Genomic DNA, 23,988 nt, shown 5'->3' on the forward strand with positions numbered 1-23,988 from the left:
GGAGACGTACCGCCATGCTCACTCTCGACACCCTCGACATCACCGATGAGGCCGCCTACGCCGCGAACGGCGGCTACCCGTACGCGGAGTTCGACCTGCTGCGCCGCGAAGAGCCGGTGTTCTGGTACCGGCGCCCCGGCTTCGAGCCGTTCTGGGTGCTGACCCGGCACGAGGACGTCGCGTACGTCTCGCGCAACCCGAAGCTCTTCTCCAGCGCCCAGCGCGTCACCCTGGACACCCCCGAAGCCGTGGAGATGTTCGAGGCCCAGCTGGAGGCGCGGGCCGAGATGTTCGGGCACGCCCCGGACATGCCGCCGGCCCTCTCGTACATGGACGCGCCGCGCCACCGCCACCTGCGCCAGGTCATGGCCCCCTGCTTCACCCCCAAGGCGATCAAGGAGCTGGAGGAGCGGTTCCACGAGCTCGCCGCCGAGTACGCGCAGGCGTTCACCCGCCTCCTCGACGAGGACGGCAGCACCGCGGACGTGGCCAAGAGCCTGTCCGCGCGGCTGCCCGTCGCGGCGATCTGCGAACTGGTCGGCGCGCCCCTGAAGGACTGGGACGACATCTTCGAGTGGACCGAGGGCACCACGGCCCCCGGCGACCCCGACAACCAGCGGGACGGCGAGGACGCCGAGGCCGCCTTCGCCCGCAACATGGGCGCCCTCAACGGCTATGTCGCCGGCCTGGTCCAGCAGCGCATGGCCGAGATCGACGGCACCGGCACGGACGTGCTCAGCCGGCTGTCCCGGGCGCGGATCGAGGGGGAGGCGCTGTCCTTCCACGAGATCCTCTACACCATCTTCAACCTGCTGGTCGCGGGCATCGGCACCACCCGCAACGCGACGACCGGCGGCATCCAGGCCCTGCTGGAGCACCCCGACCAGGTGCGGAAGCTCATCGAGGACCCGTCGCTGATCGACGGCGCCGTCGAGGAGATCCTGCGCTGGACGTCGATCGCGGTGAACTTCGTGCGCACCGCCACCCAGGACACCGAGATCGGCGGCAAGCTCATCCGCAAGGGCGAGACCGTCGCGATGTGGTATCCGGCGGCCAACCGCGACGAGGCGGTCTTCGACGACCCGTACCGCTTCGACGTCACCCGCGACGCCAGCGCCCAGATCGCCTTCGGCGGCCACGGCGAGCACGTCTGCCTGGGCCACCACCTGGCCCGGCTGGAGCTGCGGGCCGTCCTGCGCGCCGTGCTGCCGCTGCTCCCGGAGCTGGAACTCGTGCGCAAGCCCGAGTTCGGTGTGCTCCACCTCCAGGCCGCGGAAATCAAGCGGCTTGTCGTACGACGCAAGGAACGGTGAAAAGCCATGTCCGAGAATTCAGCACCGGAACCGGAACCGGTACAGGCGCCGGAATCGGAATCGGAATCGGAATCGCGGGCGGTGCCGGCCTCGCTCCGGGAATTCGCGGCCGGGGACGAGTCCGACCTCAACGTGGTCGCACCCTGGGTGGGCCCCGCGGTCGACGCGGAAACCGGCCGGCTGAAGGAACCGCTCCGCGGGCGGCACCTGATCGCCACGTCCGTCGGCTGGCCGAAACCGGGACACGAGCCCGCCGCCATCGCACTGAACGAGGCCATTCTCGCCGAGCTGTACGTACGCCCCGGTCTGCTGGCCGTGACGCTGGCGATATCCGAGAAGAACTTCAACAGCACGCGCAGCCTCAGCATCTGGGAAGACGAAGAGGCGCTGAAGGGCTTCCTGAAATCCGGTCCGCACATGGCGGCGGCACGTCGCGTGAGAGAGCTCATGTACGACTGGGAAGGCGCGAACTGGGCTTCCGAGGAAACCCTGGAACTGCCGACCTTCGACGAGGCGAAAGCGAAACTCGACGAGGTGCGGGCGCCCGGCCCGAGCGCATTCGAGTCGTACGAAGCGGACCGTTCGGCCTGAACCCGCCGAGGACCGCTCGAGGACCCCTCGAGCGCCGCTCGAGAAAGACAAGACAAGGAGCAACCGCATGACCGTGACCGCCGAGGCGCCGTCCCCGTCGCTGACCACTCATTTCCTGCACCATTTCGACCTGGCCTACGGCATGGTGCTCGAGCTCGCCGAGGACTTCGACGACGAGACCGCGCGCCTGGCGCCGGCCCCGCACAAGCCGCTGGTCTGGTTCCTCGGACACCTCATCTGCGCCACCGACTACTTCTCCACCCTGCACCAGGGCACCGAGTCCCTCGTCACGGAGGAGTTCTCCCGGCACTACGCGGGCAACGACAACAACGACTGGTCCTGGGGCCCTTCGCTGGAGCAGATGATCGAGCTCTACCAGCAGGTCCACGCCCGGATGCGGGCCTTCGTGGCCGGGCTGCGCCCCGAGGACCTCGACAGCGAGTCCCCGCTGGAGCCGTTCGGCGACGACCGGCTGAAGAACCTCGGGAAGGCGCTGTCGATCATCCAGATGCACGACGCCTACCACTGCGGCCAGATCGGCTGCCTGCGCGTCGCGCTCGGCAAGTCGGTGCCTTTCTAGCCACATCCCTCTCGGTTGGCCGGAAAGCTCCGGTATCCCGGATCCACCCGGATTCGGGATACCGGAGCCACTGCTACCGTGGCACACGGTTCGCCCGTACCGCGGTTCCAGGAAGAGGGGTTTTCATGCCTTCGCACATTGCGTTCTTCAACTTTCCGGCCATCGGCCACGTGAATCCGACACTCGGCGTCGTCGAAGAACTGGTCAAGCGGGGGCACCGGGTCACCTGCACGGTGACCGACCACTTCGCACCGGCGATAGAGGCGATCGGCGCCGAGGCCGTCCGCTACGAATCCGTATTCGGCGAGTTCTACCGCTCCCCTTACACGGAGGAGGCCAACGCGGGCGAGGGAATGCGCTGTCTCGACGACGCGACCGGCCTCGTCGAGCAGGTCGGCCCCTTCTACGAGAAGAACCGCCCCGACGTCATCGTCCACGACTTCATGTCGTGGGGCGGGCGCCTCTTCGGCAGCAAGCACGACATTCCGCTCGTCAAGCTCTTCCCCAGCTACGGAGCCAACGAGCAGTTCTCCATCCAGGAGAAGTTCCCGCTCGCCGAATACTCCGACCCGCAGGTCATGGAAATGATCGGCAAGCTCGCCGGCCTCCTCCCGGAATACAACCTGCCGGCCGATCCCATGGCCTTCTTCCAGCACATCGAAAAGCTCGGCGTCATCTTCCTGCCGCGCGACTTCCACTACGACGGCGACACCTTCGACGAGCGCTTCGTCTTCGCCGGCCCCTGCCTGGGCGACCGCTCCTTCCAGGGCTCGTGGCAGCCCGCCTCCGAGGACCGCCCGGTCCTCCTCATCTCGCTCGGCACCGCCGCCACCGGCTGGGCCGACTTCTTCCGCACCGCCGTCACCGCCTTCGGCGACACCGAGTGGGACGTGGTCATGGCCGTCGGCGACCACATCGACGCCGCCGACCTCGGCCCGCTGCCCGCCAACTTCGACGTGCGCCGCCACGTCCCGCAGCTCGAAGTCCTGCGCCACGCGAAGCTGTTCGTCACCCACGGCGGCATGAACAGCGTCATGGAGTCCCTGTACCACGGCGTGCCCATGGTCGTGATCCCCCAGATGAACGAGCAGAAGGCCAACGCCCTGCGCGTCGACGAGCTGGGCCTGGGCCGCCACCTCACCAAGGACGACACCACCGTCGACAGCCTGCGCGAAGCGGTCACCGCCGTGGCCGGCGACAGCGCGGTCACCGCCCGCGTCGAGACCATGGGCGCCGCGATGCGCCAGGTCGACGGCCCGGCGGTCGCCGCCGACGCCATCGAAAAGTACCTCGCCCAGCAGACCGCCTAACCCGCGCCCCGCCGCGACGACCTGCCCCCGGCCGCCCGGCCGGGGGCAGGTGCATTCCCAGGCCCCTCGACCGAGCACGCCCGGGGTCGGTAGCTCCTCAGCCCTGGCGGGCTTGCGGTGCCCCGCCGGGGTGGCCGGTCATCATGGGCGGCTGCGCGTCGGACGTGCTGTGAAACATGGAAGCGTGGCTGAGGCCGGAGGTGGTGCGGGTGGCCACTGGCCGTGCTCGTTCGACGAACCGAGCGCCGGGGCTCACGTTCGGTGGTGCAGGTACGAGCGGGATGGCCTGAGGGCCGCATCTGAGTGGCTATCACGGTGATAGTCGGTCATATAGCGCTCCACAGGCACACTGACAGAGGAGCACCATGATTCATGGACCTCTAGCCAGCTGGTTTGTCGCAGGGCCAGGGGTTGGGGCTGTCGCCGTACAGCTCCCCGGGAACTACATGCCTGAACATCGTGCTGCGGCCTCGCATCGAGGAAGAGCGCGCCGGCAATTCGTAATACAGTCTTCATGCGCTCGCGGCGAAGTACGAGACCCCGGAGTCCACGGAGGCGGCGTTCCGTGCCGCCCTCGTCCGCATCCAGGCGGGGGACTGTCCGAACCTGAAGCTCCCGACCTACCACCAGGCCCCGCCCGCCCCCACGGGACGCCCGAAGCTCCAGGTCGCCTGACCTGGCCCGGAGCCGCGCAAAATCAGAAGGCCCCCACCGAGGTGGGGCCTTCTGTGCCTGAGTAACAGCTGGTGCTCACCCTATCGGCCGGCCCCAGCTGCGTGTGCTGCCCGTGTCCCGGTCGACACTTCGGGAGACCGCACCCGACGGTCACAAGGCCCCTTGTCAGTGGACTGACGGGGACTCTCAACCATCGAGGCTAGAGAAGCCGAAGACCGGGCGTACGGAGGAAGTAGTCCATTTCGGCCCACTCGAATAGACACACGGCAAGGACGGCAGCCGCCGTGGGGGCGGCGAGCTGCCACTCCCCAGCCTTCCTCACCGCCCGGGCCTCACCGCGTTCCAGCAGGTCAATGCCCAGGCCCCTCGCAGTGAAGGCCAGATCGACAGCAGGTCCCCTGAAGCAGACCGATCGCTTCGGTCGGGAGTAGGCGGAAGAGACCGTAACTCGGCAATCCTCATTGTCCAGGCTGACCCTGATTCCCCTGCGGAGTAGCTTGCGGGACAAGAAACCCGGAGCTGCAAGGCCGTGAGCACTCAGTCGCTGCTCACCTTGGAGGGACAGGTCCCAGTCCTCCCACGCCTCCGCGGCCGATTCGACGTCCGCTCGGTCTCCAGGCCGCCGGGTCAGGATGACGGGGCCCAGGGGCGTGCTGCCGCTTGCGTATACGGCCTCTTGGCGGGCAGGGGCCCGCCAAGCAGTCAGGGAGACATCCCTCTTCAGTTCCACGTGCCCCCGCCTCGCAGATGTGCTTGGGCGATCCCTCGCCGAGTGCCAACGCCGAGTGACCCCCTCCCGGTTCCCGGCGTCCACGGTCTGCTCCCGCGCCCCCCACCAGTGTCCGTGGCGCGAACTCCCCGGCCGGGGGCGGGAGTCCGGATGCCCGGGCTGTACGGCGCCTCCAGCGCTCTTCGAGACGGTCTCACGAGGGTGGGGGCGGACGACTCAGCCCTCGGCCCCTCTGGAAGGCATCGTGAAAAGACTGTTGCAGACCGCGGCGGCGGTGATCCTCGCCGCAGGACTCCTGGTTCCCATGGCGTCCGCCGAGGAAGCCTCCTCCGCGACCCAGCGACCGGCGCGGTTCGCCCAGCCGGGATCCCTCTCCTCGCCGTTCGGAAAGGGCAGCTTCCGGTTCGGGGTCTCGAGCTCCGCTACCCAGATCGAGGACCAGAACACCCACACCGACTGGTACAAGTGGACCCAGCCCGTCGCCGAAGGCGGCATGGGCAAGAGCCCCGCCGTCGGCGAGGGCGTCGACGGCTACACGCTGGCCATCGAGGACATCGACCTCATCGCCGCCCTGAAGGTGGACTCGTACCGCTTCGGCATCGAGTGGGCGCGCATCGAGCCCCGCCGCGGCCAGATCGACGAGCAGGCGATCGCCCACTACAACAAGGTGATCGACGCCCTCGTCGCCCGCGGCATCCGCCCGGTCGTCACCATCCACCACTTCGCCAACCCGGTGTGGGTGGACAACCCCGAGGACCTCACCTGCGCGAACGGCCCCTCGGACACCAACCTCTGCGGACTCGACCACCCCCAGGGCGGCCCGCTCGTCGTCCAGGCCATGGCCGCCCACTCCAAGCTCCTCGCCCAGCGGTTCGGCGACCGGGTCCGCGAGTGGGTGACCCTCAACGAGCCCGGCGTGTACATGATGTTCTCGCACGCCTTCGGCGCGGGCCCGCCCGGCAAGGCCAACCTGCCCACCAACTTCGACACGAAGTTCGCGCCCGCCGTGCGCACGTACATCTCCGCCCACGCCGCCATGTACAAGGCGATCAAGCAGGTGGACCCGGGCGCCAGCGTCGGACTGACCGCCAGCGTCAAGCAGTACGAGGCCGTCCGCGACGGCAAGATCAGCACCGAGCCCCGCGACATCGCCGCCCGGGACCGCTTCCGCCGCTTCTTCGAGCTGAACTTCCTCGACTCGCTGCGCAACGGCACCTTCGACGCGAACTACGACGGCACCCCCGACGAGCAGCACCCGGAGTGGAAGAACACCCTGGACTGGCTCGGCATCCAGCTCTACGACCGCACCGGCGTCACCGACCCGACCACCCCCGGGCCGACCACCCTGCCCGTCATCAACGTCGACGTGTGCGGCGCGCCGCCCTGCTTCCCGCTCAAGGACCCGACGTACTTCATCCCCGACATGGGATACGAGTCGGACCCGCAGGGCCTCTACCCCGTCCTCAAGGACTTCGCCAACCGCTACAAGGGCCTGCCGCTGCTGGTCTCCGAGTCCGGCATGGCCACCGCCTCCGGCACCCGCCGTGCCGAGTTCATCGTCCGCGCCCTGGAGCAGATCCAGCGGGTCCGCGCCGAAGGCGTCGACGTCCGCGGCTACTACCACTGGAGCCTGATGGACAACTTCGAGTGGCTCGGCGGCTACAAGCCGCGCTTCGGCCTCTACGCCGTCGACCGCACCACCATGAAGCGCACCCCCACCGAAGCGGTGGGCGTCTACGCCCAGATCGCCGGGTCCCGCACCCTGAGCCCGGCCCTGCGCGCCCAGTACGGCGGCAGCGGCCCGCTCACCCCGGAGCCGGGCAACGCACCCGCCGCCCCCGCGGGCACCGCCGAGCCGGCCGTCACCGGCCGCCGGGACTGACCCTCACGGCCGGGCGCGCCGCCGGGACTGACCCTTCACGGCCGGGCGCGCCGCCGCGCCCGGCCCTCCCCGTCTTCTGCCGAGGCCTCGGTTCGAACGATCTCCAAGGATGCCCAGATGAGCAACGCCCAGGTGAACAGCGGCACCGCTGCCGCATCCGTGCCCGTCGCCGCGGACATAGCCGCCCGGCTGCGGGAGACGATCGCCGGACTCCTGGAGATCGGCGCCGAGTCGGTGGACGAGAACCGTTCCCTGCGGGACCTGGGAATGACCTCCGTCTCCATCGTGGCGATGCTGGAGAGCATCGCCACGTGGCTGGGCCGCCCCGTCCCCGCCTGGGTCGCCTGGCAGTACCCCACCGTGGCCGCCCTCGCCGGACACCTCGCGGGCGACGACCGCCCCGCACCGTCCGGCGCCGGGTCCCCCCGCACGCGCACCCGCGCGCACGCGCAGGAACCGATCGCCGTCGTCGGCCTCGGCTGCCGGCTGCCCGGCGGCATCGAGACCCCCGACGCACTGTGGCAGGGCCTCCTCGACGGCATCGACGCCGTACGCGAGGTCCCCCGCGAGCGCTGGAACGCCGACGAGTGGCTCGACCCGGACCCGCGCGCCCCCGGCCGGATGACGACCCGCTGGGGCGGCTTCCTCGACGACGTCGCCGGCTTCGACGCCGAACTGTTCCGCATCTCGCCCGCCGAAGCCCGCCAGATGGACCCCCAGCAGCGCATGGCCCTCGAGACGGCCTGGGCCGCCATCGAGGACGCCCGCATCGTCCACGGCGACCTCGCGGGCACCCGCACCGGCGTGTTCATGGGCACGATGGCCCAGGAGTACCACCTGGCCACCGGCGCGGACCCGCAGGACATCGAGACCCACTCCGCCACCGGCTGGGACAACTCGATCATCCCGGCCCGCATCGCCTACACCCTCGGCCTGCACGGCCCCGCCCTCGCCGTCGCCACCGCCTGCAGCTCCTCGCTGACCGCCACCCACCTCGCCGTCCAGAGCCTGCGCTCCGGCGAGTCCGACCTCGCCCTCGCCGGCGGCGTCAACGTCATGCTCAGCCCGAACACCACCGTCGCCATGACCAAGTTCGGCGGCATGAACCCCGACGGCCAGTGCCGCGCCTTCGACGCCGGTGCGAACGGCTACGTCCGCGGCGAGGGCTGCGGCATCGTCGTCCTGCGCCGCCTGTCCGACGCCCTCGCCGAAGGCGACCGCATCTACGCCGTCATCCGCGGCAGCGCCGTCAACAACGACGGCGCCTCCAACGGCCTCACCGCCCCCAGCCCCCAAGCCCAGACCGAGGTCCTGCGCGCCGCCTGGCAGGACGCCGCCGTCGCCCCCCGGCACGTCTCGTACGTCGAGGCCCACGGCACCGGCACCCTCCTCGGCGACCCCATCGAAGCCGAGGCCCTGGGCAGCGTCTTCGCGGAAGGCCGCGAGGAACCCCTGCGCATCGGCTCGGCCAAGACCAACTTCGGCCACCTGGAGCCCGCCGCGGGCGTCGTCGGCCTGATGAAGACCGCCCTCGCCCTGCACCACGGCGAACTCCCCGCCAGCCTCCACTTCGACACCCCCAACCCGCACATCGACTTCGAGGCCGGCCGCCTCGAGGTCGTCGCCGAGCGCCGCCCCTGGCCGCACGGCGGGCGCCGGTACGCGGGCGTCAGCGGCTTCGGCTTCGGCGGCACCAACGCCCACATCGCCCTCGAAGAGGCCCCCTACCGCCGGCGCCTGCTCGTACCGCTGGCCGCCGACACCGACGAGGAGCTCCGCGAGGCCGCCGAGGCGCTGGCCGCCCGCGCCCGCGCCGGCCACGGCTGGTACGCCCCCGAACTCCTCGCCCGCGCCGCCGGCACCCAGCGGATCGTCGCCGCCGTGGCCCACCCCGACGAGCTCGCCGACGCCCTGCGCGAACGCCTCGACGCCCGTACGCCGCGCACCCCCGGCGCCCGCCCCTCGCTGGCCTTCTTCTTCTCCGGCCACGGCTCCCAGTGGCTGGGCATGGGCCGCGACCTGCTCGCCGAACCCGCCTTCCGCACCGCACTCGACGCCTGCGACACCGCGATCCGCGAGGTCACCGGCTGGTCCGTCACCGAGGAACTCCTCGCCGGGCCCGACACCTCCCGCCTGGACCGCACCGACGTCGTCCAGCCCGTCCTGTTCGCCGTCCAGGTGTCCCTCGCCCGCACCCTGGAGGCCTGGGGCCTGGAGCCGTGCACCGTCTTCGGCCAGAGCATCGGCGAGGCGGCCGCCGCCGTCGTGGCCGGCGCCCTGCCGCTGGCCGAGGGCGCCCGCCTCATCGGCACCTGGTCGCAGCTCATCGCCGAACGCGCCGCCGGCCAGGGCGCCCTGCTGCTCTGCGAACTCCCGCTGGAGCGCGCCGACGAGCTCGTCGCCCGCCACCCCGGCCGGATCTCGCTGGCGGGCCACCTCGCCCCCGGCCAGACCGCCCTGTCCGGGCCGCTGGACGCCGTGGCCGCCGTGGAACGCGAGCTCGCCGACTCCGGGGTGCGCTGCCAGCGCGTCCACATCGACTACGCCTCCCACAGCGAGCAGCTCACCGCCCTCGCCCCCGAACTCGAACGCCGCCTGGGCACCCTGCGCACCCGCCCCGCCGCCATCCCCTTCTGGTCGACGGTCACCAACGGATTCATCGACGGCACCGCCCTCGACGCCGCGTACTGGGCCCGCAACATGTGCGCGCCCATGCTGATCGCCGAAGCGGTCACCGCGCTCGCCGACGAACGCGGCATCGCCATCGTCGAGATCGCCCCGCACCCCGTCGCCCGGCACTCCCTCAAGCGCACCCTGACCGCACTCGCCGAAGCGGGCACGGGCGCCGGTACGGGCACGGGCACCGGCAACGGCAACGGCACGGGCACCGGCACCGGCACGGGCACGGGCACCGGCAGCGGGCACGCCGCCCCCGGCCCCTCCTCGGTGCTGGTCACCGGCCGCCGCGACCGCTCCGCCCGCCGCTCCCTCGAGGACGTCGCCGTCCGCCTGTGGTGCGAGGGCTACGACGTGGACTGGGGCGCCGTCACCGGCCGGCCCCAGCGCCCCGCCCCCACCGCGCCCGTCGCCGTGACCGTGTCCGGCAAGACCCCCGCCGCCCTCGCCGCGAACGCCGCCGCCCTCGCCGACCACCTGGCCGGCGCCTCCACGGCCACCCTCCTCGACACCGCGTACACCGCCGCCGGCCGCCGCTCGCACCTGGAGCACCGGGCCGTGGCCGTCGCCACCACCGCCGACGAGGCCGCGGAGGCCCTGCGCGCCCTGGCCCAGGGAGCACCGCACCGGGCCCTGACCGAAGGCACCGCCCGCCAGGGCGACCTGGCCGTGCTCTTCACCGGGCAGGGCAGCCAGCGCCTCGCCATGGGACGCGCCCTGTACGGAGCGCTGCCCGCCTTCCGCCAGGCCTTCGACGACGTGTGCGCGGAACTCGACCGCCACCTGCGGATCCCGCTCGTCGCCGTCCTGTTCGCCGACCCCGACGGCGCCGACGGTGCGCTCGTCCACGAGACCGAGTTCACCCAGCCCGCCCTGTTCGCCGTCGAGGTCGCCCTGTTCCGGCAGTGGCAGGCCTGGGGCGTGGAACCGCGCGTCCTGGCCGGCCACTCGGTCGGCGAACTCGCGGCCGCGCACGCCGCCGGCGTACTCGGCCTGGCCGACGCGGCCCGCCTGGTGGCCGCCCGCGGCCGCCTCATGCAGGCTTGCGAGCCCGGCGGGGCGATGGCCTCCGTCGAGGCGTCCGAAGCCGAGGTGCTGGACGTCCTCGCCGACGTGGACGGGCGGATCGCCGTCGCCGGACTCAACGGGCCGGCGCAGACCGTCGTCAGCGGGGACGCCGACGCCGTCACCGCCGTCATCGGCCGGTTCGCCGCCCAGGGGCGCCGCACGCGCCGGCTGGAGGTCTCCCACGCCTTCCACAGCCCGCACATGGACGCGATGCTCGACGCCTACCGGCACGTGGCCCAGGAGTGCGTGTTCCACGCCCCGCGGATCCCGCTCGTCTCCACCGTCACCGGAACCTGGACGGACACCGGCCTGGCACCGGGCGAGGGGATGCGCTCCGCGGAGTACTGGGTCCGCCAGGTCCGCGAGCCCGTCCGCTTCCTCGACGCCATGGCCACCCTGGAGCGGGCCGGCATCGCCCGCTACCTCGAATGCGGCCCCGCCGCCGTACTGTCCGCGACGGGCGCCGGCTGCGTCGCGCGCGAGGTCCCCTTCATCGCCTCCCAGCGGGCCGACGAGAGCGACGAGGCCCGGATCCTCGTCCAGGCCCTCGGCGCGCTCCACGTCAGCGGCCAGGACGTCGACTGGTGCAAGGTGTTCACCGGCACCTCCGCCACCGTCACCGACCTGCCCACGTACGCCTTCCAGCGCGAACGCCACTGGATCGACGCCCCCGACCGGGTCCGCGGCGGTGGCCGCTCCGCCGCCGACGAGGCGCTGTGGCAGGCCGTCGGCAGCGGCGCCGCCGACCGCGTCGCCGAACTCCTCGGCATCGCCGACAGCGTCACCGACAGCACCGCCGTCGCCGCCCTGCTGCCCCACCTCGCCGCCTGGCGCGAACGCCAGGACTCCGCCGACACCGTCGCGGACTGGCTGTACGAACAGACCTGGGAGCCGGTCGGTGCGCTCCCCGCGGCCCCCGGTCCGGCAGGCCACTGGCTGCTGGTCACCCCCGCCGCAGCCCCCGCCGCAGCCCCCGCCGCAGCCCCGGCCGCAGCCCCGGCCGCAGCAGCGGCCGAAGCGCCGGCGGGGACCCAGGCCTCCGCCGCCGGTGCCGCCGCCGCGCAGGCGCTCGTCGCCGCCGTCGCCGAGGCGCTCACCGCCGCCGGCGCCACCGTTCACGTCGTCCCGGGCCACGACGACCGCACCGGCTACGCGGCCCCGCTGGCCGCGCTCGCCGCCGAACTCGGGGACCGGCAGCCGGCCGGCGTACTCGCCCTCACCCCCACCGACACCACCGCCCACCCCACCCACCCCGCCACCACCACGGGCGCGGCCCAGACCCTGGCCCTCGTCCAGGCCCTCGGCGACGCCGCCGTCCGCGCCCCGCTGTGGCTCGTCACCCAGGGCGCCGTCCACGCCGCCCCCGCCGATCCGGCCCCCCGGCCCGAACAGGCCCTCGCCTGGGGCCTGGGCCACGTCATCGCCCTGGAACACGGCACCCGCTGGGGCGGCCTCGTCGATCTCCCGGCCGACCCCGCCCAGGCCCTGGCCCAGGCACCGCGCCTCGCCGCAACCGTCAGCGCCGTTAACGGCGTCAACGGCGTTAACGCCGTTAATGCCTCGGGCACCGGCTCCACCGGAGCCGAGGAGCACCTGGCCCTGCGCCCCATCGGCGCGTACGCCCGCAGGCTGCGCCGGGCCACCACCCCGCCCGCCGCGGCCCCCTGGGCCCCCCGCGGCACCGTCCTCATCACCGGCGGCAGCGGCGCCCTCGCCGGCCACCTCGCCCAGCGGCTCGCGGAGCGCGGCGCCGAACACCTCCTCCTCGTCTCCCGGCGGGGCCCCGCGGCCGAGGGGGCCGCCGAGCTCACCGCCCGCCTCGAAGCCACCGGCGCCCGCGTCACCTTCGCCGCGTGCGACCTCACCGACCGCGACCAGACGCAGCTGCTCCTGGACGGCCTGGAGGCGCAGCAGCCGCCCCTGCGCGCCGTCTTCCACACGGCGGGCATCCTCGACGACCGCCTCCTGGACCGCCTCGACACCGAGGCCCTCGCCGCCGCCGCCGCGCCCAAGCTCGGCGCGGCCCGCCTGCTGGCCGAGCTCACCCGCGACCACGACCTCGACGCGTTCGTCCTCTACTCCTCCGTCGTCGGCGTCCTCGGCAACCTCGGCCAGGCCAACTACGCCATGGCGAACGCCGCCCTCGACGCCCTCGCCGCATCCCTGCGGGCCGCCGACGTCCCCGCCCTCAGCCTCGCCTGGGGCCCTTGGGCCGACGGCGGCATGACCCACGGCGCCGCCGAGGCCCAGCTGCGCGCCGCGGGACTCGTCCCCATGGCCGTGGACCGCGCCCTGACGGCCCTGGACGCGGCCCTCGCCTCGGGCCGCTCCCTGGTCGTCGCCGACATCGACTGGCAGAAGGCGGCCGCCGGCTACGGCGAAGCCCGCCCGCGCCGCTTCCTCGACGAGATCGCGGAAGCCCGTACCGCACCGGCCACCGCCACCACCGCCACCACCGCCACCACCGGCGCAGCCGCAGCCGCAGCCGACACGAACCCCTTCCTGAGCAGCGTCCTGGCCCTGCCCGAGGCGGACCGCGCGGCCCGCGTACGGGCCGTGCTCGCCGCCGAGGCCGCCGCCGTCCTCGGCATCAAGGATCCGGACTCCCTCGACCCGGAACGCGGGTTCAAGGACCTCGGCTTCGGCTCGATGATGTCCATCGACTTCGCCGCCGGCGTCCAGAAGCGCACCGGCGTCACCACCCCCAAGACGCTGGCCTTCGACTGCCCGAACCTGAGCACCGCCACCGACTGGCTGCTCGCCAAACTCGCCCCCGCGGCCCCCGCGGCCCCCGCGGCCCCCGCCCCCGTCTCGGCCCCGGTTTCCGCGCCGGCCGGCCCCCGCCCCGGACGCGGCGACGACGAACCCCTCGCCATCGTCGGCGTCGGCCTGCGCATGCCCGGCGGCGCCCACGACCTCGACAGCCTCTGGACCGTCCTCGCCGAAGGCCGCGACACCGTCACCACCGTGCCCGCGGACCGCTTCGACATCGACGCCTTCTACGACGCCGACCCGGACGCGGAGGGCCGTACGTACGCCCGCCACGCCTCCTTCCTCGACGACGTCGCCCACTTCGACGCCGCCTTCTTCGGCATCAGCCCGCGCGAGGCCGAGCCGATGGACCCGCAGCACCGCCTGCTCCTCGAAGCGGCCTGGACCTCCCTCGAGGACGCCGGGATCCGGCCCCGCGAGCTGCGGGACTCCCGTACGGGCGTGTTCGTCGGCGCGGGCGTCGGCGAGTACGGCAAGTACCGGCAGAGCGGGGCCCCCGACACGTACACGCTCACCGGCAACCTTCCCAGCTTCAACGCGGGCCGCCTCTCCTACCACCTCGGCCTCCAGGGCCCGGCGCTGTCCGTGGACACCGCCTGCTCCTCCTCCCTGGTCGCCCTGCACCTGGCGTGCGAGGCCCTGCGCAGCGACGAGTGCGAACTCGCCCTGGCGGGCGGTGTGCAGGTGCTCGCCGACCCGGGCGCGTTCATCGCGCTCAGCCGCTCGCACGCGCTGTCCCCCGACGGCCGCAGCAAGACCTTCTCCGCCCAGGCGGACGGTTACGGCCGCGGCGAGGGCGTCGGCGTGCTCGCCCTCATGCGGCTCTCGGACGCGCAGGCCCAGAACCGTACGGTCCTCGGCGTCATCCGGGCGACCGCCATCAACCACGACGGCGCCAGCAGCGGCATCACCGCCCCCAACGGCACCTCCCAGCAGAAGGTCATCCGCGCCGCCCTCGCCTCGGCCGGCCTCGCACCCGCCGACGTCGACTACGTCGAATGCCACGGCACGGGCACCTCGCTGGGCGACCCGATCGAGGTCCAGGCGCTGGCCGCCGTCTACGGCGAAGGCCGCACACCGGGCCGCGAACTCGGGCTGGGCACGGCCAAGAGCGTCATCGGGCACCTGGAGTCGGCGGCCGGTGTCGCGGGCGTCTGCAAGATGCTCGCCTCCTTCCGGCAGGACGCCCTCCCCGCGACCCTGGGCAGCTCCCCGCGCAACCCGAACATCGCCTGGGACGAACTCCCCGTCCGGGTCGTCGACACCCTCACCCCCTGGGAGAGGGACCACTCCCGCCCGCGCCGCGCGGGCGTCTCCTCCTTCGGCCTGAGCGGTACGAACGCCCACGTGGTCCTGGAGGAACCCCCGGCCGCCCCGCCCGCGGCCCCGGCCACCACGGCGACCGCCTCCTCGTACCCGGTGGTGGTGTCGGGGCGTGACGAGGCCGCGCTGCGGGAGCAGGCGGGCCGTTGGGCGGACTGGGTCGAGGAGCGTCCCGGGGTTGCGCTGGCCGATGTGGCGGTGACGGCTGCCCGGCATCGTTCGCACTTCGAGTCGCGGGCGAGCGTGGTCGCGGCGGACTCCGCCGGTCTGGTGGAGGCGCTGCGTGCGCTGGCCGGAGGCGTCTCGCACGACGCCGTGGTGACGGGCTCGGCCGCGCGCCGCGGCAAGGTCGTCTTCGTCTACCCGGGTCAGGGCTCGCAGTGGGTCGGCATGGGCCGGGCGCTGCTCGCGGAGAACGAGACCTTCCGGCAGACGATCGACGCGTGCGATGCGGCTCTGCGTCCGTTCACGGGCTGGTCGGTGCGCGAGGTCCTCTCCGGGGAGGAGGGCGATCACCCGCCGTTCGACCGGGTGGACGTGGTCCAGCCGGCCCTGTTCGCCATGGGTGTCGGCCTGTCCGCCGTCTGGCGTTCCCTCGGTGTCGAGCCGTCGGCGGTGGTGGGTCACTCGCAGGGTGAGGTTGTGGCCGCTGTGGTGAGCGGTGCTCTGAGTCTGGAGCAGGGCTCCCAGATCGTGGCGCAGCGTTCGCAGGCCGTCCTCGCGATGGCCGGTCAGGGCGGTATGGCCCTGATCGAGCGCCCGGTGTCCGAGGTCGAGGAGTTCCTCGCCCCGTACGGTGACGCGCTCTCGGTCGCCGCGGTCAACACGGCCGGTTCGACGGTGATCTCGGGACAGGCCGACGCGATCGCGAAGATCGTCGCCGAGCTGTCGGACCAGGGTGTCTACGCCCGCAAGATCAATGTGGACTACGCATCCCACAACGCCCAGATGGACCCGCTCCTGCCCGCCCTCGCGGAGGGCTTCGAGGGGATCGCCCCGACGGGCACGGACATCGCCTTCTACTCCACCGTCACCGGCCGGATCGCCGACGGCACCGACCTCGACGGCTCCTACTGGTGCCGCAACCTGCGCGAGCCCGTCCGCTTCGACCGCGCCCTGAACCAGCTCCTGGACGACGGTCACGGCGTCTTCGTCGAGATCTCCGCCCACCCCGTCCTGTCGATGCCGCTGACCGACGGCAGTGCGGAGCGCGGCGGCATCGTCGTCGGCTCGCTCAGCCGTCGCGACGGGACCCCGGCCCAGTTGCTCCGCAACCTCGGCCTGCTCCACGTCCAGGGCCACGACCTCGACTGGGACCAGGTCCTGGGCGCCGGAAGCCTCGTCCAGCTGCCCTCGTACGCCTTCCAGCGCGAGAAGTTCTGGCTCCCCGTCGCCCAGACCTCCGGCGACGCCGGCTCCCTGGGCCTGGAAGCCTCCCGGCACCCCTGGCTCGGCGCGGGCATCGAACTCGCCGACGCCGACGGCCACGTCTTCACCGGCCGCCTCTCGCTCACGGACCAGCCGTGGCTGCGCGACCACACCGTCTTCGGCTCGGTCATCGTCCCCGGCACCGGCCTGCTCGAACTGGCCACGGCCGCCGCCCACGAGGCCGGCGCCGTCGGCATCGCCGAACTCACCCTCGCCGAGCCACTGGTCATCGAGGACGCCGTACGCCTCCAGATCACCGTGGGCGCCCCGCACGACGGACGCCGCCCGATCACCCTCCACAGCCGCCCCGACGGCCCCGGCCGCACCTGGACCCGCCACGCCGCCGGCGAGCTGCTCCTCGACCCCGTCGGCCTGGACGCCCACGCCGCGCAAGAAGGCCGCGACGGGTTCGCCGACCTGCGCAACTGGCCGGTGGCCGGCGCCGAGCGGGTCGCACTCGACGGGTTCTACGACCGCTTCAGCGCCCAGGGCATCGACTACGGCCCGGCCTTCCAAGGCCTCACCGAACTGTGGCGCAAGGGCAGCACCGCCTACGGGCTCGTCCGTCTCCCCGACCCGGCCGCGGGTGCCGAGTACAACGTGCACCCGGCGCTGCTCGACACCGCCCTGCACGTGATGAAGGGCGCGACGGCAGGACAGGACGAACCCGAGGGCGCACTGCTGCCGTTCGAGTGGACGGACGTCGAGCTGTTCGCGGCGGGCAGCGGCGAACTGCGCGTCCGCATCGACGTCGAGCAGTCCGGGACCGGCCAGTCCGTGCGGGTCTGGGCCGCCGACGCGACGGGCGCCCCCGTCGTCCGCGCCGGCGCGCTCCACCTGCGGCGGGCCACCGCGGACCAGCTGCGCGCCGCCCGTTCCACCGGCGGCCAGGACCTGCACCGGCTGGCGTTCCAGCCCGTACCGGCGGCCGCCATCGCCACCGCCACCGCCTCCGGACGCCGCACCGCGGACCTCGTACTCGGCGGCACCGGCGAACTCGCCTCGCTGCTCGGCATCGAGACCGTGTCCGGCGTCGAGGCCCTGTCCGCGCGACTGGCCGCGGGCGAACCCGCACCTGCCCGCATCGTCGTGGACACGACCGGTCGGGCCCCCGCCATGAGCCCGTCCGAAGCCGTGTTCCGCGGCGGCGAGTACACCCTCGCGCTGCTCCAGTCCCTGCTGGCCGACGAGCGGCTCTCCGGCACCGAACTCGTCTTCGTGACGCGCGGCAGCATCAGCGCCGCCGAAGGCGACCTGATCGACGGACTCGCCTACGCACCCCTGTGGGGCATGGTCAGGTCCGCCCGCGCCGAACACCCCGGCCAGAGCCTGCGCCTGGTGGACCTCGGCCAGGACAGCACCAAGGACGCCGTGGAGACCGCACTGGTCTGCGCCGACGAGCCGGAACTCGCCCTGCGCGGCGGCCGGCTGCTGGCCGCCCGCCTGGTCACGGCCGACCGGCCCACCGCCCCCGCACCCGGCACGGACACGGGCACGGGCACGGACACGGGCACGGGCACGGGCGAGCTGCGCACCCTCGATCCGCAGGGCACCGTCCTGATCACGGGCGGCGTCGGCGAGCTCGGCCGCGAGGTCGCCCGCCATCTGGTGCGCCGGCACGGCGTCCGGCACCTCGTACTCACCTCACGGCGGGGCGCCGAGGCGCCCGGAGCCGCGGAACTCATACAGCAGCTCACGGAAGAAGGCGCGGAATGCGTGCGGATAGAGGCCTGTGATGTCGGTCGTCGCGATGACGTGGAGAAGGTGCTCGGTCTTGCTGAGGAGGGTCGGCCCTGGACGGCGGTCCTGCACCTCGCGGGCGTCCTCGACGACGGTCTGCTCCTCGGCCAGGACGCACAGCGGCTCGCTCATGTGATGGAGCCCAAGATGACCGGCGCCGTCCACCTCGACGAGCTGACCGCCGGCATGGGCCTGGACCTCGCCGCCTTCGTGTTCTTCTCCTCCGCCGCCGGCACCGTCGGCACGGCCGGACAGGGCATCTACGGCGCGGCCAACGCCTGCCTCGACGCGTACGCGGCCCACCGCCGGGCCGAGGGACGCCCGGTCACCAGCCTCGCCTGGGGCCTGTGGCACCAGGCCGGGGTGGGCATGACCTCGCACCTCGGCACGGCCGAACTGGACCGGATGCGCCGCCAGGGCATCGCCCCGCTCAGCTTCCGTGACGGCCTGGACCTGCTGGACGCGGCGCTCGCCCGCCCCGCCGGCAACTTCGTACCCCTGCAGCTCGATCTGCGGGCCGCGCAGAGCGAGGTGGACCAGGGCAGGCCGGCGCCCGCCCTGTTCCGGTCCCTCGTACGGGCCCGGCCGCGCCGGGCCGAGGCCCCGGCCGCCGCCACGGGCGGGCCGGCCGGGCTGCGGGAGCGGCTCCTCGCCGTGCCCGAGGGCCGGCGGGCCGACCTGGTCACGGAGCTGGTGCTGCGCGAGGTGGCCGCCGTACTGGGCCTGAACTCGACCGGTTCCCTCTCCCCGCAGGAAGTGCTCAAGGGGCTCGGCCTCGACTCGCTGATGGCGGTGGAGCTGCGCCGGCGCCTGGCGACGGAGAGCGGGGTACCGCTGCCCGCGACCCTCGCCTTCGACCACCCGACGCCCGAGCACATCACGCGGCTGATCCTGAGCCGGCTGGACCTCCCGGCTCCGGCCCAGGCGACGGCCGCCGCGACGACGACCGCCACCGCCACCGCCACGGCGGCGGCGGCGATCGAGGATCTCGGCGTCACGGCCCACGGCGCGGACGACGCCGAGGACGCCGAGGACGACGGCGAACGCTCCGTCGAGGACCTCAACGCCGAGCTCGACGCCCTGTTCGCGGCCGAGGGCTTCGGCCTCGACTAGGGGGCGCCAGGCGGCCCAGGGCCCGGCCACCGGACACCCCCCTAGCGCCTCCGAGGCCGCGCCACCGGGCACACCAGGTCACGTTGACCCGGGCTCAAGTGTTTGCCGATTGGCTGGTCCGGTCCCCGTGTTGTCGACGGGGACCGGAAAGCTCGCGGTGGCCGCGCAGAGAGGCGCTCGATGGTGTCGAATACAAACCAGGACCGGATGCAGGCTGCCCTGCCGGCGATCCGCGCGTTGCAGAAGCGTGCGGCCGACCTCGAGGCGAAGCAGTCCGAGCCGATCGCCGTCGTGTCGATGGCCTGCCGGCTCCCTGGCGGGATCGACACCCCGGAGGGGTTCTGGGAGCTGCTCGCCTCCGGCGGGGACGCCGTCGGCGGCCTGCCGTCGCGCTGGACCGGCCTGGACCTGTACGACCCCGACCCCGAGGCCGTCGGCAAGACGTACTCCCAGAACGGCGGATTCCTCGACGGAGCCGAGGACTTCGACGCCTCGTTCTTCGGGATCTCGCCGCGCGAGGCCGTCTCGATGGACCCGCAGCAGCGCCTGGTCCTGGAGGCCTCGTGGGAGGCCCTGGAGCGGGCCGGCATCCGCCCGGACGCGCTGATGGAGAGCCGTACCGGCGTCTACCTCGGCACCATGAGCTCCGACTACGGCCACCTGGGCCGCGATCTGGACGCCCTCGACGGCTACGTGAGCACGGGCAAGGCATCCAGCGTCGTGTCCGGCCGCGTCTCGTACACCCTGGGCCTCCAGGGCCCGGCCGTCACCGTCGACACCGCCTGCTCCTCCTCCCTGGTCGCCCTGCACCTCGCGGTGCAGGCCCTGCGGCAGGGCGAGTGCGAGCTCGCCCTCGCGGGCGGCGTCACCATCATGAGCGCCCCTTCCCTCTTCGTGGAGTTCTCCCGCCTGAAGGGCATGGCGGCCGACGGCCGCTGCAAGTCGTTCTCGGCGGGCGCCGACGGCGCCGGCTGGGCCGAGGGCGTGGGCGTGATCGCCCTCAAGCGGCTGTCCGCCGCGCAGCGGGACGGCGACCGCGTCCTGGCCGTCATCCGCGGCTCGGCCGTCAACCAGGACGGCCGCAGCCAGGGCCTGACCGCCCCGAACGGCCCCTCGCAGCAGCGCGTCATCCAGGACGCGCTGGCCGCGGCCCGGCTGACCCCCGCCGACATCGACGCGGTCGAGGCGCACGGCACGGGCACCTCGCTCGGCGACCCGATCGAGGCGGGCGCGCTGGCGGAGGTCTTCGGCCCGGGGCGCGAGGCGGGCCGGCCGGTCTGGCTCGGTTCGTCGAAGTCCAACATCGGGCACGCGCAGGCGGCTGCCGGCGTCATCGGCGTGATCAAGATGGTCCTGGCACTGGAGCACGGGATGCTCCCGAAGACTTTGCACGCCGAGGAGCCGACCCCGCTCATCGAATGGGACAGCAGCGGCCTGGAACTGCTGCAGGAGGCGCGGGCGTGGGAGCGGGGCGCGGAGCGCATCCGCCGCGCCGGCGTCTCGTCCTTCGGCCTCAGCGGTACGAACGCCCACGTGGTCCTCGAGGAGGCCCCCGCGCAGCAGCCCGCCGAGCAGGCTGCCGCCGCACCGGCCCCCGGTCCCCTTCCGGTGGTCGTGTCGGGGCGTGACGAGGCCGCCCTGCGGGAGCAGGCGGGCCGTTGGGCGGACTGGCTCTCCGGGCGCACCGAGGTTCCGCTGGCCAATGTGGCGGTTACGGCTGCCCGTCACCGTTCGCACTTCGAGTCGCGGGCGAGTGTGGTCGCGGCGGACACCGCCGGTCTGGTGGAGGCGCTGCGTGCGCTGGCCCAGGGCGACGCGCATGACGCGGTGGTAACGGGCTCGTCCGCCCGCCGCGGCAAGGTCGTCTTCGTGTACCCGGGCCAGGGCTCGCAGTGGGTCGGCATGGGCCGTGAACTCCTCGCGGAGAACGAGACCTTCCGGCAGACGATCGAGGCGTGTGATGCGGCTCTGCGGCCGTTCACGGGTTGGTCGGTGCGTGAGGTCTTGGCGGGGGAGGAGGGGGATCACCCGCCGTTCGACCGCGTGGACGTGGTCCAGCCCGCCCTGTTCGCCATGGGCGTCGGCCTGTCGGCCGTCTGGCGCTCGCTGGGCGTTGAGCCGTCGGCGGTCGTCGGTCACTCGCAGGGTGAGGTGGTGGCCGCGGTGGTGAGCGGTGCTCTCACTCTGGAGCAGGGCTCGCAGATTGTCGCGCAGCGCTCCCAGGCCGTCCTGGCCTGCGCCGGCCAGGGCGGCATGGCCCTGATCGAACGCCCGGTCGCCGAGGTGGAGGAGTTCATCGCCCCGTACGGCGAGGCGCTTTCCGTGGCCGCGGTGAACACCGCGGGCTCGACGGTGATCTCAGGTGTAGCGGACGCGATCGTCAAGATCGTGGCGGAGCTGTCGGACCAGGGTGTCTATGCCCGCAAGATCAATGTGGATTACGCGTCCCACAACGCGCAGATGGACCCGCTGCTGCCCGCGCTGGCGGAGGGCTTCAGCGGGCTCGCCCCGACGGGCACGGACATCGCCTTCTACTCGACCGTCACCGGCGAGGTCGCCGACGGCACCGCTCTCGACGGCTCCTACTGGTGCCGCAACCTCCGCGAGCCCGTCCGTTTCGACCGCGCCCTGAACCAGCTTCTGGACGACGGTCACGGCGTGTTCGTCGAGATCTCCGCCCACCCCGTCCTGTCGATGCCGCTGACCGACGGGAGTGCGGAGCGCGGCGGTATCGTCGTCGGCTCCCTCGCCCGTCAGCACGGCGAGCCGGCCCAGCTGCTCCGCAACCTCGGCCTGCTCCACGTCCAGGGCCACACCCTGAACTGGGACCGCATCCTCGGCACCAGCGCCGGCAACAGCACCCTCGTACAGCTCCCGACCTACCCCTTCCAGCGCGAGCGGTACTGGCTCGAGTCGGACGAGCGCGCGGGCGACGTCCGTTCGCTGGGCCTCACGGCCTCTGCCCACCCCTGGCTCGGCGCCGTCACCGCTCTCGCCGACGGCGAGGGGTACCTCTTCACCGGCCGCCTCTCCTCCGCGCAGCACCCCTGGCTCCAGGAGCACGCGGCCTTCGGCACGCCCCTCGTCCCCGGCACCGGCCTGCTCGAGCTCGTCCTCACCGCCGCCCACCACGTCGGCGCCCCCGGCGTTGCCGAACTCGTACTCACCGAGCCGCTGCTGCTCGGTGCGGACGGCGGCGCCCTCCGCCTCCAGGTCGCCGTCGGCGCGCCCGACAGCACCGGCCGCCGACCCGTCGCGGTGTACAGCCTCCCGGAGAACGCGGCCGACGACGCCCCGTGGCGCCGGCACGCGGCCGGCTCCCTCGCCCACGCCCCGACCGCCGACGGCGACACGTTCGCCGAGCTGGCCCAGTGGCCGGTTCCCGGCACCCAGCCCGTCGACCTCGACGGGTTCTACGACCGCCTCCGCGCCCGCGGCCTGGACTACGGCCCGGCCTTCCAGGGCCTGACCGAACTCCACCGCGCCGGCGACACCGCGTACGCCCACGTCCGGCTTCCCGACGGCCTGAAGGCCGACGAGTTCGGCATCCATCCCGCACTCCTCGACGCGGCCCTGCACGCCCTCGTCGGAGTCCAGGACACTGCCGCCACCGACAACTGTTCGCAGGTCCTGCTCCCCTTCGAATGGACCGGCGTGGAGCTCCTCGCCGCTGGAGCCACCGAGCTCCGCGTACGCGTCGAGCTCGACCCCCGGCAGAACAGCGTGCGCGTCACGGCCACCGACCCGGCCGGCCGGCCCGTCGCCCACGCCGACGGACTCCAGCTGCGCGCCGCGGGCGCCGAGCAGCTCAAGACCACCGCGACCGTCGACCACCTCTACCAGGTCGCCTTCCAAGCCCCGCCCGTACTGGAGGAAGCGCAGCCCGGCGGTCCGACCTGGGTCCTGGGCGAGGACGCGCTCGGCTTCGACGCCGCCCACCCGGACGCGGACGCGCTGCTCGCCGCCGTCTCCGCCCTCGGCACCGACGCGGACGCCCCGGCCCGTCTCCTCGTCGACGCCACCCGCCCGATCGGCGCGACGGCCCTCGCAGAGGCCACCGCCGGACTGGAGCTGCTGCAACGCCTGCTCGCCGAGCCCCGCCTGGAACAGACAGAGCTGATCTGGCTGACCCGGGGCGCGGTGCACGCCGACGGCCCCGTACGCGACCTCGTCCGCGCCGGCCTGTGGGGACTGCTGCGCACCGCCCGCACCGAACACGCCGACCGCGTGATCCGCCTCGTCGACATCGACATCGACGCCGAGCCGGCCGCCGTGGCGGCGGACGTGGCGCGCGCCCTGTCGGTCACCGGTGAGCCGGAGCTCGCGGTGCGCGGCGGTGAGGTCCGGGTGGCGCGTCTGGTGCGTGCGGAGTCCGGCGGCGAGCTGCCGGAGTTCGCGGCGGACGGTTCCGTGCTGGTGACCGGTGGTACGGGTGAGCTGGGTCGGGCGGTGGCCCGTCACCTGGTGTCCGTGCACGGCGTACGTCATCTCGTACTGACGTCTCGGCGCGGCCCGGAGGCTCCGGGTGCTGCCGAGCTGGTGGCGGAGCTGGAGGCGGCGGGCGCCGAGACCGTGCGGATCGTCGCTGCTGACATCTCGGACCGCCGTCAGGCGCAAGCGCTGCTCGCGGATACGGACCGGCCGTGGACGGCCGTGTTCCATCTGGCGGCCGTTCTGGACGACGGTCTTCTGGTCTCGCAGGACGCGGAGCGTCTGTCCCGTGTCTGGCAGCCGAAGGCCGAAGCCGCCCTTCACCTGCACGAGCTGACGCAGGGTCTGGACCTGGC

The 23,988-nt window shown here is 73.1% G+C and carries 7 protein-coding genes; all 7 read left to right on the forward strand.

What is annotated here, in order from left to right; genetic code table 11:
- Window positions 1-14: 14 nt before the first annotated feature.
- On the forward strand, window positions 15-1,313 hold the full coding sequence (locus tag ACZ6I1_RS26595) for a cytochrome P450 (protein ID WP_469291231.1): 1,299 nt from the start codon (window positions 15-17) through the stop codon (window positions 1,311-1,313).
- Window positions 1,314-1,445: 132 nt separating this feature from the next.
- Window positions 1,446-1,904, forward strand: coding sequence for an antibiotic biosynthesis monooxygenase (locus ACZ6I1_RS26600; RefSeq protein ID WP_469291233.1), 459 nt, complete (start codon window positions 1,446-1,448; stop codon window positions 1,902-1,904).
- Between the two features lie 67 nt (window positions 1,905-1,971).
- On the forward strand, window positions 1,972-2,484 hold the full coding sequence (locus tag ACZ6I1_RS26605) for a DinB family protein (RefSeq protein WP_469291235.1): 513 nt from the start codon (window positions 1,972-1,974) through the stop codon (window positions 2,482-2,484).
- A 125-nt stretch (window positions 2,485-2,609) separates the two neighbouring features.
- A complete protein-coding gene (locus tag ACZ6I1_RS26610) occupies window positions 2,610-3,794 on the forward strand; it encodes a macrolide family glycosyltransferase (RefSeq protein ID WP_469291236.1) in 1,185 nt (394 codons plus the stop codon).
- A gap of 1,649 nt (window positions 3,795-5,443) precedes the next feature.
- Window positions 5,444-7,081: a glycoside hydrolase family 1 protein gene (locus ACZ6I1_RS26615; RefSeq protein ID WP_469291238.1), complete on the forward strand. Its 1,638-nt coding sequence runs from the start codon at window positions 5,444-5,446 to the stop codon at window positions 7,079-7,081.
- A 117-nt stretch (window positions 7,082-7,198) separates the two neighbouring features.
- Complete coding sequence (locus ACZ6I1_RS26620; RefSeq protein ID WP_469291240.1) at window positions 7,199-19,201, forward strand: SDR family NAD(P)-dependent oxidoreductase; 12,003 nt, start codon at window positions 7,199-7,201, stop codon at window positions 19,199-19,201.
- Between the two features lie 183 nt (window positions 19,202-19,384).
- A partial coding sequence (locus ACZ6I1_RS26625) for a beta-ketoacyl synthase N-terminal-like domain-containing protein (RefSeq protein WP_469291242.1) occupies window positions 19,385-23,988 on the forward strand: 4,604 nt, incomplete at its 3' end.

Source organism: Streptomyces sp. NPDC046303, assembly GCF_055588085.1.